Genomic DNA, 13,267 nt, shown 5'->3' on the forward strand with positions numbered 1-13,267 from the left:
CTTATTTGATGTCAGCGGCGATGAGGCTGTCGAAGGCGGGCTGTTCGTCGTTGGCGACGATCAGGACGTAACCGGTGAGGGCGAGGACGGCGACGCCGTCGAGTTCGTTCTGAGCGGTGAAGTTGGTCATGTCAGTTCTCCTTATTTGATGTCAGCGGCGATGAGGCTGTCGAAGGCGGGCTGTTCGTCGTTGGCGACGATCAGGACGTAACCGGTGAGGGCGAGGACGGCAACGCCGTCGAGTTCGTTCTGGGCGGTGAAGTTGGTCATGTTCAGTTCTCCTGTGTGGGGGTGGCGGCCTGGGGGCCGAGGTCGAGGTCGAGGGGCAGGAAGGTGTGGGCGTGTTCGGGGAACGCGGGGGTCATTCGACCGTGCTTTCCAGGTACCCCTGGAAGCCCTCGGAGGCGGTCGAGTTGTCCGGCAGGACGAAGCGGAATCCGGTCAGGACGAAGATGGCGAGCTGGTCGGTGGTGTCGTGTGCATTCATCGTGGTGCTCCTCCCTGGATCGTTCGGGGTGCCTCTGGGCGTCTCCCGTTCGTTGGTATGAGTATGCGGGGGCGGTATTTGCCCGCACCTGACGATGTTTTTCCTGCTGTTGACCTGTTGATTGCTGGAACCTTACATGCGTGGCAACACTGCTGGCTGGCGTGCGGGGGGCGCCGGACTGCTGGACTGTCTGGTCAGCGTGCCCCTCGCGCGTCTGGGCTGCGTTCCTCCACAGACTGGCCTCTGTGGGGTGCCCACACGTGTTGGCGCCTCTCCACGATCAGGGGAGGCGCCGGGTTCGCTGGGCCGGGCTTACCGGGCGTGCCGGGCGGCGTGGGTGGTCAGGTGACGTACCGGGCGCGCAGGGCCTCGGGGGGGTGGGTGCCCATTTCGCGGGTGAGCATGCGTTCGTACTCGCGGTACGTGCCCTGCGCCCCGACCGGGTCCCCGGCCCGCTCATGGGCGTTCAGGAGGGCGAGGTACGTGTCCTCGTGCAGGGGGTCCAGGCGCAGCAGGTGGCGGGCGGTGCTGATCGCCTCGGGCAGGTCGGCGTGCCCGATCAGGCGCAGCCCGGCGGTCTGGGTGGCGGCCTGGAGGCGTTCGCGGGTCGCCTCGGCCCATTCGCCTTCCAGGGCGGGCATGAACGGTGCGGTGTGAGCGTGCACGGCGCGGCGCAGGAGGTCCGGGTCCGTGCTGTGCTCGGCGGCCAGGATGTCCGCGGCGTCACTGTGGACGGTCAGGAGGGGCGACAGGGCGTACAGGTTTTCCTCGAATGGCAGGGGGTTGAAGGGCAGGTGGTCTTGCAGCGCGGCGCGGAGTTTGCGGATCGTGAGTTTCGCGTAGTTCACGACGCGGGTCTCGCTGGAGCCGTCCCAGAGGTCGCGGATGATCTGGGCGCGGCTGGCCTCGCCGGTCAGGGTGAGGTACGCGAGCAGTTCGGCGGCGCGGCTGAAGGGCAGGTGCAGGGGCGTGCCGTTCAGGGTGGCGTGCATGGGGCCGCAGGTGTGCAGGTGCAGGGTGGGGGGTGGCGCGGCCGGGCTGGAGGTCAGGTTGGAGGTCGCCCCGGGTGTGCTGGCCCGGGTGGGGGTGTGGGGCCGCAGGGTGGCTGAGTGCGCGCGGCGCAGGTGGCCGGGCAGGGGGGGCGGGGTGGGTTGCGCGGCACTGAGCCCCAGGTACGCCTGCCGGAGGTCCTGGTATTCGGCGGGGGCGTCCTGCCACAGGGTCTGGGCCTGCTCGCCGTGGCCCTGCGCGAAGGCCAGGACGCCACGCATGAAGTTCAGGGTGGCCCGCAGGGGCTGGTCGGTGGGGGGGAGGTTCGCGGTGGCGCCCTCCAGGGCGGTGTGCGCGTCGGCGAACGCGCCGAGTTGCGTCAGGGCGTGCGCGCGGCCCAGTTGAATGCGCGTCACCAGGGGGGCCAGGTGGCGTTCCTGCGCGGCGGTCAGGGCGTGCGCGTAGGCCTGTTCGGCGCCGCTGAAGTCGGCGTTCCACAGCAGCAGGTCCGCCTGGGTTTCCAGGTACACCACGCGCAGGTCCGGCATGCTGTCCCCGATCAGGTGCAGCGCGCGCGTGACGAGTTGCTGCGCCTCGTCGTGCGCGCCGGCCTGGCCGCGCAGGATCGCCAGGTCGTTCAGGCACACGGCGATCTGCTGGTGGCTGTGCATGGATTCATACAGGTCCAGGGCGCTGCGCAGGTGCTGTTCACTCAGGGCGGGGTCGCGCAGGTCCTCGTAGACGGTGTGCAGGGTGAAGTACGTCCCGGCCCATTCCAGCGGATGCAGCGCCTGCGAGGTGTCGAGCAGGACTTCGGCCCGGGCGGCAGCGTCCTGCGGTCGGCCCAGACGCAGCAGCGCCGCGACTTCCAGGCGGGCGGCGTCGGCCCGCTGCGAGCGGGTCAGGGCGTGCTGCGCCAGGAGCTGCGCGTAGTGCAGCTGCATGTGCCGGTCGCCGCGGCGGTGTGCGGCGTGCGCCAGGGCGCGCAGGGCGTCTGGTTCCAGGGTGCGTTCCAGCAGGGTGGCGGCCAGCGTCTCGCCTTCCTGCACGCGGTCGGTGCGGATCAGGGCCAGGGCCAGCGCCGCTTCCAGGGGCGGGGGCAGGGTCTGCCAGCGGCGCAGTGACTCCAGCGTGCTCAGCACGGACGGGTAGTCAATGCGCCACAGGTACTCGCTGCACAGGCGGCTGGCCAGCACCTGCGCGGGCTGTGCGTGACCGCCGCGTTCGTAGTGTTGCAGGGCCAGCAGGGGCTCACCGCGCGCCTCGGCCTGCTCGGCGGCGCGGTGGTACAGCTGCGCCGCCCGGTCCGGGCTGCGGCTCAGGTCCTCCCGCAGGACGTCCCGCACGGCCTGAAGGGGCACGAAGCGGTCCGGGGCGGTGGGCGTCAGGGGCAGGCCGGCGTCCTGCACGGCCTGAAGCCAGCCGCTGGGGAGGCTCAGGTGGGCGTCGCGGGCACCAGCCTCGCTCCATTCCTCCAGGGTGGCCGCCTCGGGCAGGGCCGAGCGCACGGGTTCCGGCAGGCGCTGCAGCAGGTCCCGCACGAGATCCAGCGGGGAGAACGTGCCGTGCGCGTCCGCGGCCAGCAGGGCCAGTCCGGCGGGCCAGCCGCTCAGGCCGCGCGTGTCGGTCAGGTTGGGCGGGGTCAGGCCGCGCCGCTCGAAGTACAGTTGCGTTTCCTGCGGCGTGAAGCGCAGCTGGTCCCCGCTGATCAGCAGCAGCCGCTCGGCCATGAAGGCCGTGGGAAGCGGCAGGGCCGGGCGGCGCGGCGCGGCGGCCAGCACGCGGTGGCCCTCGTGCAGGTCCTGGATGAACTCCGCCAGCCAGCGTAGGGTGTTCACGTGCGCCAGGTGCAGGTGATCCAGCGCCAGCAGAACGTGGTCGTTCAGGGCGTTCAGCGCGCGGGCACAGGCGCGGGCGTCCACAAATTCGGGGCGGCCGTCCGGCAGCTGCGCGTCGGGAAACGCGGTCTGTAGGGCGCGCAGCAGCCGGGTGTTGAACACGGCCGGGTCACGGTCGTCCGCGTTCAGGCTCAACCACGCGGCACGCCGGTCCTCCTGACGGGCGCACTGCGCCAGCAGGGTCGTCTTCCCGAAGCCGGACGGGGCCACCAGGAGGATCAGCGTCTCATCGCTGCGGTCCACTCGGTCCAGCAGGTGCGTGCGGTGAAGTTCGTGGCGCAGGGGACGTGGAATCAAGCGGCACTCCAGAGGGGGAAACGGCAGAAGACGCGGAGGGCGTGGAGATGAGCGTGATGACCCATTGTACATGTGGGCATCAGATTCTGATCAGCCTCCAGTTCCGCCCTCCAGGCGCGCGAAGTTGGGGACTGGCGTGGGTTTCTCCAGCAGGCCACGGGGCGTTTCTCCTGACTTTCTCCGGCGCCTTCTTAGGCTCTGCTCACGACCAGCACAGGAGGAACCACCCATGCGCAAACTGATCATCGCTCTGCTCGTCCTGACCGTCAGCACCTCCAGCGCCCTCGCCGAAGGCACCATCACCCTGCAGGGTGGCGTGGTGATCATCCTGCCCATCCCCCTGCCCACCGGCAGCTGAACGGACGGCCCCAGATCAGCCCGGTAAGAGGTTCGGGCCCGCCGACGGATGAGTGCGGCACCTCACCGCGGGGCCCGGCCGGTCAGCGGTACTCGACCAGCAGCGGAAGGTGATCGCTGAGCGTCCACGGGAGCACGCGGGCGCGGATGGGATGCAGGCCACGGCTGAACTGATGGTCAATGCGCAGACCCAGGGCGGGGTACGTCCAGCCGGGACCGCGCCCAGCTGTCTGAAAGGCGTCAGGCCCAACCGCTGCCCGCAAGGAGCGGTACGCCTGCCCGCTCGGCGGGGTGTTCAGGTCGCCGCCCAGGATCAGGCGCCCGGGGGTGCGGCGCGCCAGTGTGGTCAGTCCGTCCAGCTGCGCGGCGCGCAGGTCGCGTGAACGGCGCAACCGGTCCGGGGCGCGCAGGGCCGCACTGACCTGTGTGGCCCCCGGGTGGACGTTCACGACCGTCACGGGGCGGCCTTCCCAGTGCAGGCGCGTCAGCAGGGCGGCGCGGTTCATGCCGGGCAGCGGCTGCGCCTCACTGCCCAGCAGGGGCAGCCGGGTGAGCGTCAGAACCTCCTGCGCCCGCACGGCACGGTACCCCGGCAGGGCCGCGCGAAGCTGAGCCTCAAACGCCCGGTCGTGAAAGCGGGCCTCCTGGAGAAGGATCACGTCGGCATCCAGGGCGCGCAGATGGCGGCCCAGGTCAGCTGGGGTGGTGCGCGCCCCGCCCAGCGCGTTGAAGGTCACCACCCGCAGCGTGCCCGCCTGCTGCGGCCGCCAGTGGAGGAGCCCTGCGCCCCAGGCGGCCAGCAGCAGCGCTGCCAGGGCCACGCCGCGGCCCCGGCGATGCCACGTGGCCCACGCCAGCGCCGGCAGACACAGCAGGACCCACAGCAGCGGTGGCGCGTACGCCAGCAGCAGGGTCGGGAGCGTCCGCTCGCCGATGAACTCGCCCAGCGCCCAGCCGAGCGCCACGAGGAGCAGGGTCAGCAGAGGCAGGGCCGGCAGGTGGGCGCGCACACGGCGCAGTGTGCCGCCTGCCGCCGCGCCGCGCGTCCACACAAAAGGGGAGAGGGTGGGCGCCCCGCGACGTCCACCCTCCTCCTGAACAAGTCCGTTACCGGTACTGCGCGGCCAGCGCGCGGGCTTCCTCCTGCCGGGCCAGTTCGGCGCGCTGCACGCCCGCCACGGCGTCCGCCAGCGCCTCCTTCAGTTCGGCCAGCCCGCGGTTCTTCAGGGCGCTGACGGCAATGCCGCCCGTGCGTTCCAGTTCACGCTCCAGCGCCTCCGGGTCGGCCGCGTCGGCCTTGTTCAGCGCCACGACGGTCGGCATGTCCCGGAAGCCCAGGTCCTCCAGGATGCGGTTCACGGCGTCCAGACGGGTGTCCGCGCCGGGGCTGGCGGCGTCCACGACGTGCAGCAGCACGTCCGCGTCCCCGATTTCCTCCAGCGTGCTGCGGAACGCCCGGGTCAGGTCCTTGGGCAGGTCACGGATGAAGCCCACGGTGTCGGTCAGGACGACCGGCCCGATGCCCTCCAGGTAGCCCTGGCGACTGGTGGGGCGCAGCGTGGCGAACAGCTTGTTCTCCGCCAGCACCCGGCGGGGTTCCTCGGCGGCGTGCGTGAACGCGTTCAGCAGCGTGCTCTTCCCGGCGTTCGTGTACCCCACGATGCTGATCACGGGCACGGCGTTGCGTTCGCGGCCCTTACGGCGCTCCTCGCGGCGCTGCGCCACACCTTCGAGCTGCTTCTCCAGGAAGCTCAGGCGGTCGTTGATGCGGCGGCGGTCCAGCTCCAGTTTCGTTTCCCCGGGGCCTCGCGTGCCGATGGCGCCGCCACCCGCGCTGCCCCCGCCGCCGCCGATGCGGGACAGGGCCGCCCCGGCGCCCAGCAGGCGCGGCTTCATGTAGCGCAGCTGCGCCAGCTCCACCTGCAGGCGCGACTCGACGCCCTGCGCGTGCAGCGCGAAGATGTCCAAGATCAATTGCGTCCGGTCGATGATCTTCAGGCCCGTCGCGGCCTCGATCTCGCGCGCCTGGGCCGGGCCTAGTTCCTGCCCGAAGATCAGCAGGTCCGCGTCCAGGTGGTACGCGCGGCTGGTCAGTTCCTCCAGTTTCCCCGCACCGACCAGCGTGCCGGGCTTCAGGTTGCGGCGGAACACCAGTTCACGGTGCACGACCTCCGCCCCGGCGGTGCGGGCCAGTTCGGCCAGCTCGTCCAGGCGTTCCTCGGCGTCGAATTCGCCCTGGTCGATCTGCACGAGGATCGCGCGTTCAAAGTCCTTCTTCGCCACGCGCGTGCGGGCGGCGCGGGCAATCTCTTCCTCCAGCGCCTGCACCTGCGCGCCCAGGTCGAACTCGTCGATCTGGAAGGAGGGCACGGGCGGCAGGATGCGCCAGTCCTCCTCCTCGCCGACCGTGCCGGGCGGCGTCAGGTGCGCGGTGTGCACCAGTCCCGGCTGACCCTCGCTGCGCACCTCGATGGCGGACACGGCGTCCAGTCGCTTCAGGAACAGCGTGGAGAGGTCGCCCTTGCTCAGCGCCCCGCCGCGCGGGTGGGTGTGCAGCAGGTGAAAGCCGGACAGGCGGTTCTCGCCCATGCGCAGGTCCGGGAACTCGGTGCCCTTGGCGTCCGCCACGCTGACGGAGATCACGCGGCCCCGCCGGTCGATCAGGACGCCCACCTCGCGCCGCACGTCGCTGGACAGTTCGGCGAGGTTCCGCGCAAGTTCCGGCGAGCCCACCCGGCCCGGTTCAATCCGGCGGCGGTACAGGTTCCCGAGGGCTTTCATCTGGGCCGGGCGGAGGCCCGACGTGTTGCCATGCACTTTATCGATAGCTGGTCACTTCCTTGGATACTGGCCCCGTTCCGCCCGCCGGGAAGGCAGGGCAGAACAGGGGAGAGAGGTGAAGGGCACACTGCCGGGCCGTCAGCAGCCCCGCCCAGCTTTCACGCTGGAACTGGGGGCGCGGCCATGCCTGCATTGACGTCATTTTAGCGCCGCAGGTCAGGGGCAAACGTGTGGGTTCACTTGAAGTTCTTGATCATCGTGCCCACAGGCTAAGGTCAGCTGCGGGCAGGCGCATCGGCCACCTGACGTACTGCCAGGGAAAAGGGTGACTGGACGTGAAGTTCAGCCCTGCTCCTGCATGTCATCCCGCCACCACTGCGTGGCGAAATCCACCAGTGCACGCTGGGACATGAGTTTCGCGGTCGCGGAGCCCACCGGTCCTCGGGTGACCGCGCCGGTCGCCTCGAACGCCGCCTTGACGGGCGGGAAGGCCTGCTCGTGATAGTCGGCCTCGTCGAAGGTCACCCAGCGCCGCTCACCGTCCTCCAGCACCGGGCCGCTGAAGGGCACCGTGGGCCGGTGACCAGCCCGGACCTCCGCGAGGTGCAGGCTCGTGTTCACCTCGGTACCCAGCAGCAGCACCCGCCCGTTCAGGTCGTACACGCGCGCCAGGGGGGAGCCCTCACCCAGCGAGAACGCCCTGGGGTGGTCCGCCGTGATCACAGCGGCGTGGCGGCCCCACGCGGCAAAGGAACTGTGCGGCTGGTCGCTGCGCCGCGCGCCCGGCCACGTCCGCAGCGTCTCCGCCACGCGGCCCATGCCCCGGCTGGGCGTGACCGCCGGATCGAAGGCAGGCAACTCGGCCCGGATGGTCGGCCACCACGCCTGGGGCACCTTTCTGCGGCCCCACCCGGCCGGGTCGGTCAGGTGCAGCGTGAAGGTCGGCACGACCAGGGTGCCCTGCGGCCCGACCGCGTCCTGAAGCGCCTGCACGACGGCTACCGCGCCGCCCGCCACCCAGCCCAGCGCGCTGAGGCTGGCATGCACAATCACCGTGTCGCCCGCCTGCACCCCCAGACGGCGCAGGTCGCCCGTCAGGGTCGCGCGGGTGCGGGGCGTGTCCGTGCGGGCGATGATGTCGGCCTCGCTCATGCTGTTCCCTGGCATGGGGTTCCCTGACGCATGGCCGCAGCGTACCAGCCACCCCCGGAACGCGCATGGGTCAAGTGACGTACTGTGCGGCGATGTCGGACCTGCTGCGTGAAACCCTGCGAGAGGTGCTGTACGGACCGGACGCCCTGTCGGGGCTGTTCAGCGCCCCCGGCGACGGTCTGCTGCGCGCCGTGCACGCCCTGACCCCGGAGGACCTGCGGGCGGCTCCGGCGCTGGCCGGCCGGATCCTGGCGCTGCGCCACTCCCTGGAGATCACGGCGCTGCGCCTCTCGGACCCCCACGCCCTGCTGAGCGACCCGACCGACCCGCAGGTCTGGCGGCCAGCCAGCGCGCAGGCGTGGCGGGATGAACTCGTGAACCTCGCCCGGGCCGGGCAGGCGCTGTACGACGCGCTGTACCGGCCCCTCTCACCCGCCGCGCAGCGCGAGGCGCACGGCGCGGTCATGCACGCCGCGCGTGAAGCGGCCCTGATTCAGCACTGGCGGGGCCTGCGGACGTCATGAAAAACCCCCAGGCGTTGACCTGGGGGCTTGTCTTTTGGCGAAGAGGGTGGGATTCGAACCCACGGTAGCCTTGCGACTACTTCGGTTTTCGAGACCGACCCATTCAACCACTCTGGCACCTCTCCGCAGTTGCACTCTGAACGGGCGGCGGGCAGCATAGCACGCTTGCACCGCCGCGTGCCACTCCCGGGCCTTCACGTGGTGCTTGCGCTTGCACACCCGCGCGGCGTATGCTGACAAGGTTGAAAACTGCCCCGGTACCGGGTTGCACCAGGGGGGTTTTTCGGCATGCCACCACCGGCGCGCGCAGCCCCGAGTGGTGCGTGATCACCTCCAAGCCCGCACGAGTCAACCCAGTGCCGCCCCGTACGCGTGGGTGGCCAACCGCCCCCCGGCCCGCGCCGCCAGACTGGTGCGCAGCGGCCGAACCAGATGAGGAGTGATTTCCCCTGCCTACTACCCAGCAACTGCTCCGTAAGGGTCGCAAGACGATCCAGAAGAAGAGCAAGGTTCCTGCCCTGAAGGGCAGCCCCTTCCGCCGCGGCGTGTGCACGGTCGTCAAGACCACCACCCCCAAGAAGCCGAACTCCGCGCTTCGTAAGATCGCCCGCGTGCGTCTGTCCAGCGCCTTCGAAGTGACCGCCTACATCCCCGGCGAAGGCCACAACCTCCAGGAGCACAGCGTCGTGCTGATCCGCGGCGGCCGTGTGAAGGACCTTCCCGGTGTGCGCTACCACATCGTGCGCGGCAGCCTCGACACCCAGGGCGTCAAGGACCGCAACAAGAGCCGTTCCAAGTACGGCACCAAGAAGCCCAAGGCCGGCGCTGCCGCGGGCGCGAAGAAGAAGTAAGGCGCTGTTCCCCGCGCCCACGCTGGCGCGGCACACCGCCCGAACCCATCCCCCACAGGGGTGATGCCAATGAAGCAGCATATTCGCGCCTGAAGTGCGCGCGCTCGCCCCGCAGTGTGTCGGGGCTGAGCCTCAAGGGAGTCAACCATGGCACGTCGCCGCCAAGCTGAAGTGCGCGTCATCCAGCCCGACCTGGTCTACCAGGACGTTCTGGTGAGCGCTTTGATCAACCGCATCATGCGTGATGGCAAGAAGAACCTCGCCAGCCGCATCTTCTACGGAGCCATGAAGCTCGTTCAGGAACGCACCGGCCAGGAGTCCCTGAAGATCTTCCGCCAGGCGTACGACAACGTCAAACCCCGCGTGGAAGTCCGCAGTCGCCGCGTGGGCGGCAGCACCTACCAGGTGCCCGTCGAGCCCAGCGAGCGCCGCAAGCAGAGCCTGACCCTGCGCTGGCTGATCAGCGCCGTGGACAGCCGTCCCGAGCGCACCGCCGTCGAGCGCCTCGCTGGCGAGATCATGGACGCCGCCCAGGGCCGTGGCGGCGCCATCAAGAAGAAAGACGACGTGGAGCGCATGGCGGAAGCCAACCGCGCCTACGCGCATTACCGCTGGTAATCCCCGGTTGATGGCCCCCAGGGGCCATCCAACCCGAGCGGAGCGAGCAGGGACGACCGCACCGTTCGTGAAGTGAAGCCGCCAGTCGGTGCATTGTCCGACTGGTGGCGGAATGGAATGAACGGTGCGGCCCGGATACACCCGGCAAGCCGCGATGACCGGACGGTAGGCTCGCCCTGCCGTCCATGTCGCGTGAAGCGAAACCCAGCGCATCTGACGGTGACGAGACACGTCACCCGCCACAATAGGGAGTCTTATGACCACCAAAGCCCAGCAGTACCTCACCCACTTCCGTAACATCGGGATTGCCGCGCACATCGACGCCGGTAAGACCACCACCACCGAGCGCATCCTGTACTACACCGGCCGCACCCACAACATCGGCGAAGTGCACGACGGCGCCGCGACCATGGACTGGATGGAGCAGGAGCGCGAGCGCGGCATCACCATCACCGCCGCCGCCACCACCGCCAAATGGAAGCGCAGCGGCACCGACGAGGAATACGTCGTCAACATCATCGACACCCCCGGTCACGTGGACTTCACCATTGAAGTGGAGCGTTCCATGCGCGTGCTCGACGGCGCCGTCGCGGTGTTCGACAGCAGCCAGGGCGTGGAGCCCCAGAGCGAGACCGTGTGGCGTCAGGCCGACCGCTACGGCGTGCCCCGCATCGCGTTCAGCAACAAGATGGACAAGACCGGCGCGAGCTTCGAGCTGGTGCTGAACGACATCAAAGAGCGCCTCGGTGCCGTTGCCGCCCCCATCCAGTACCCCATGGGTGCCGAGAGCGAGTTCAAGGGCATCATCGACATCGTGCGTCAGCGCGCCCACTTCTACACCAATGACTTGGGCACCGACATTGACGAGACCGACGTGCCCGCCGAGTACGCCGACAAGGTCGCCGAAATCCGCGCGCAGCTGATCGAAGCGGCCGCCGAAGTCGACGAAGACCTGATGATGATGTACCTCGAAGGCGAGGAGCCCAGCGTGGAGCAGCTGGTCGCCGCGATCCGCAAGGGCACCATCGAGAAGCGCATCTTCCCCGTCCTGTGCGGCAGCGCGCTGAAGAACAAAGGCGTGCAGCTCTTGCTTGACGCCGTGATCGACTACCTGCCCAGCCCGCTCGAAGTGCCCGCCATCAAGGGCAAGATCGAGGACAGCGAGGACACCATCGAGTTCCCCGCCGATCCCGAAGGCAAGCTGGCCGCGCTGGCGTTCAAGATCATGGCTGACCCCTACGTGGGCCGCCTGACCTTCGTGCGCATCTACTCCGGCACCCTGCAGTCCGGCAGCTACGTGTACAACGCCAGCAAGGAAAAGCGCGAGCGCGTGGGCCGTCTGCTGAAGATGCACGCCAACAGCCGCGAGGAAGTCACCGAACTCAAGGCCGGGGAACTTGGCGCCGTGATCGGCCTGAAAGACGCCGGCACCGGCAACACCCTGATCGGCGACGGCGACGACAAGGTCCTGCTCGAGAGCATTGACGTGCCCGAGCCCGTCATCAAGCTCGCTATCGAGCCCAAGACCAAGGCCGACCAGGAAAAGATGGGCATCGGCCTGCAGAAGCTCGCCGAAGAGGATCCTACCTTCAAGGTCGAAACCGACCAGGAAAGCGGCCAGACCACCATCGCCGGGATGGGCGAACTCCACCTGGAAATCCTGGTGGACCGCCTGAAGCGCGAGTACAAGGTCGAAGCGAACGTCGGCGCCCCCCAGGTGGCCTTCCGCGAGACCATCACCAAGGCTGTCGACGTCGAAGGTAAGTTCGTCCGTCAGTCCGGCGGTCGCGGTCAGTTCGGTCACGTGAAGATCAAGGCCGAGCCCCTCGAGCCCGGCGCCGGCTTCGTGTTCGAGAACGCCATCGTGGGCGGCACCGTGCCCCGCGAGTACGTCGGCCCCGCCCAGAAGGGCATCGAGGAAGCGATGCAGAGCGGCCCCATGCTGGGCTTCCCGGTCGTGGACATGAAAGTCACCATCTACGACGGCAGCTACCACGAAGTGGACTCCTCGGAAATGGCCTTCAAGATCGCGGGCAGCATGGCCCTCAAGGAAGCTGTGCAGAAGGGCGCCCCCGCCCTGCTCGAGCCGATCATGCGCGTGGAAGTCACCGTGCCCGAGGACTACATGGGCGACATCATCGGTGACCTGAACAGCCGCCGCGGCCAGATCCAGGGCATGGAAGCCCGCGGCAACGCCCAGATCGTCAAGGCCTTCGTGCCCCTGAGCGAGATGTTCGGTTACGCCACCGACATGCGCTCCATGACCCAGGGCCGCGCCAGCTACAGCATGTTCTTCGACCACTACAGCCAGGTGCCGAACAACATCGCCCAGCAGCTGATGAAGAAGTAAAACAGGCGCAGGCCCACGCGGCCCGCACCGAGGAGGGAGTCCCCACGCCTGGGGCTCCCTCCTTTTTCAGGTGCCGCCGACCCCGGACCGGGCACGCTAAGCTGCGCGCATGACGGCGCCCTCCTCTGCTCCTGCTCCCCGCGCACCCTTACCGCCGCGCATCGGTTTCCTGACGGTTCCGCTGATGATCAACCTGATCTACGCGGCCATCACGCTGCTGTTCCTTCCCTTCGCCGGGCCCACCGTGACCGAGGCCACCACGGAAATGGTCCAGCAGATGGGCCTGCCCAACCTGGTCATCACGCCCGGCGAGATTCAGGTGGCCCTGTGGATCACGTTCTTCCTGACGGCCTTCCAGATCCTGTGGATGTACTACACGCGCCGGGCCGTGTTGGACGGGCGTAGCTGGGGCCGGGTGTCCAGCATCGTGATTGCAGTGTTCAGCCTGCTGATTCCACCGATCTTCACGATTCTGGGCGTGGTCATGCTGATCGGCGCGTTTGACCGCCATGTGGTGAGTTACACCAGTAAGTAGGCGACAGAAATGGCGTGGGCTGTCACGTACATCGTGACAGCCCGCTGCTGTTCAGCACGTGATGGACGATGACTGCTCCTTCTGTGCGGCGGTCCGGACCCTCATGCCCTCTTGCCGTTCGCTTGAGAATCTTGTACCATTCTTCTTCGGTACGCCGTGGAATCACGGTACCGCCCCGCGGTGGAGATCACCGCCGGAGCGGCGCGAGCAGCGGCGTAGCGTGGCCAGCACGGTGGGACACTACCCTGGCGAGAATCAACCCAATGTGGTTCAGCACCATCAGAACCCTGCGACATGCGCGGGGGAGCCCCGATCAAAGGGCCGCTTTTGCGTGCAGATCCACCTCTTGGAGGGAGTAAGAACATGGCTAAAGGAACGTTCGAGCGCACGAAGCCCCACGTGAACGTGGGCACCATCGGTCACGTCG

The 13,267-nt window shown here is 68.7% G+C and carries 13 protein-coding genes and 1 tRNA gene; 6 read left to right on the forward strand and 8 right to left on the reverse strand.

The genetic code is table 11. From position 1 onward, the window contains the following. Window position 1: 1 nt before the first annotated feature. The 4 genes from IEY63_RS22480 to IEY63_RS15780 all read right to left on the reverse strand — a co-directional run bounded on the left by IEY63_RS22480 (window position 2) and on the right by IEY63_RS15780 (window position 3,672). Window positions 2–130 carry a hypothetical protein gene (locus IEY63_RS22480; RefSeq protein ID WP_268239667.1) on the reverse strand — a complete coding sequence of 43 codons (129 nt, stop codon included), beginning with the start codon at window positions 128–130 and terminating at the stop codon, window positions 2–4. Window positions 131–141: 11 nt separating this feature from the next. Next, entirely contained in the window at window positions 142–270 is a 129-nt protein-coding gene (locus tag IEY63_RS22485; protein WP_268239667.1) for a hypothetical protein, read from the reverse strand. A gap of 91 nt (window positions 271–361) precedes the next feature. Next, on the reverse strand, window positions 362–487 hold the full coding sequence (locus IEY63_RS22490) for a hypothetical protein (RefSeq protein WP_268239668.1): 126 nt from the start codon (window positions 485–487) through the stop codon (window positions 362–364). A 341-nt stretch (window positions 488–828) separates the two neighbouring features. Then, window positions 829–3,672 carry an AfsR/SARP family transcriptional regulator gene (locus IEY63_RS15780; protein ID WP_189069952.1) on the reverse strand — a complete coding sequence of 948 codons (2,844 nt, stop codon included), beginning with the start codon at window positions 3,670–3,672 and terminating at the stop codon, window positions 829–831. 229 nt (window positions 3,673–3,901) lie between these two features. Here IEY63_RS15780 and IEY63_RS22495 point away from each other — a divergent pair, with 229 nt between their 5' ends. Continuing rightward, complete coding sequence (locus tag IEY63_RS22495; protein WP_268239669.1) at window positions 3,902–4,030, forward strand: hypothetical protein; 129 nt, start codon at window positions 3,902–3,904, stop codon at window positions 4,028–4,030. An 82-nt stretch (window positions 4,031–4,112) separates the two neighbouring features. Here the strand turns inward: IEY63_RS22495 and IEY63_RS15785 are convergent, their stop codons facing one another. From IEY63_RS15785 to IEY63_RS15795, 3 genes are all read right to left on the reverse strand, one after another. Next, entirely contained in the window at window positions 4,113–5,039 is a 927-nt protein-coding gene (locus IEY63_RS15785; protein WP_229784752.1) for an endonuclease/exonuclease/phosphatase family protein, read from the reverse strand. Between the two features lie 97 nt (window positions 5,040–5,136). Then, window positions 5,137–6,846, reverse strand: coding sequence for a GTPase HflX (hflX, locus tag IEY63_RS15790; RefSeq protein WP_189069953.1), 1,710 nt, complete (start codon window positions 6,844–6,846; stop codon window positions 5,137–5,139). 306 nt (window positions 6,847–7,152) lie between these two features. After that, window positions 7,153–7,962 (reverse strand): AAC(3) family N-acetyltransferase, encoded by an 810-nt coding sequence (locus IEY63_RS15795; RefSeq protein ID WP_229784754.1) that lies wholly within the window; start codon window positions 7,960–7,962, stop codon window positions 7,153–7,155. 92 nt (window positions 7,963–8,054) lie between these two features. Between IEY63_RS15795 and IEY63_RS15800 the strand changes: the two genes are divergently transcribed. Then, the gene (locus IEY63_RS15800; RefSeq protein WP_189069955.1) at window positions 8,055–8,486 is read left to right on the forward strand and encodes a hypothetical protein; all 432 of its coding nucleotides are present in this window, start codon (window positions 8,055–8,057) and stop codon (window positions 8,484–8,486) included. Between the two features lie 35 nt (window positions 8,487–8,521). Here the strand turns inward: IEY63_RS15800 and IEY63_RS15805 are convergent. Further along, window positions 8,522–8,611 (reverse strand) — tRNA-Ser (locus IEY63_RS15805). Between the two features lie 324 nt (window positions 8,612–8,935). Between IEY63_RS15805 and rpsL the strand changes: the two genes are divergently transcribed. The 4 genes from rpsL (at window position 8,936) to IEY63_RS15825 (ending at window position 12,840) form a co-directional block, all read left to right on the forward strand. Continuing rightward, on the forward strand, window positions 8,936–9,337 hold the full coding sequence (rpsL, locus tag IEY63_RS15810) for a 30S ribosomal protein S12 (RefSeq protein ID WP_046843219.1): 402 nt from the start codon (window positions 8,936–8,938) through the stop codon (window positions 9,335–9,337). A gap of 147 nt (window positions 9,338–9,484) precedes the next feature. Then, the gene (gene rpsG, locus IEY63_RS15815) at window positions 9,485–9,955 is read left to right on the forward strand and encodes a 30S ribosomal protein S7 (protein WP_046843218.1); all 471 of its coding nucleotides are present in this window, start codon (window positions 9,485–9,487) and stop codon (window positions 9,953–9,955) included. 256 nt (window positions 9,956–10,211) lie between these two features. Next, a complete protein-coding gene (fusA, locus tag IEY63_RS15820; protein ID WP_189069956.1) occupies window positions 10,212–12,305 on the forward strand; it encodes an elongation factor G in 2,094 nt (697 codons plus the stop codon). A gap of 109 nt (window positions 12,306–12,414) precedes the next feature. Next, window positions 12,415–12,840, forward strand: coding sequence for a hypothetical protein (locus tag IEY63_RS15825; protein ID WP_189069957.1), 426 nt, complete (start codon window positions 12,415–12,417; stop codon window positions 12,838–12,840). Window positions 12,841–13,267 lie beyond the last annotated feature (427 nt).

Source organism: Deinococcus radiotolerans, assembly GCF_014647435.1.
Taxonomy (GTDB): Bacteria; Deinococcota; Deinococci; order Deinococcales; family Deinococcaceae; genus Deinococcus; species Deinococcus radiotolerans.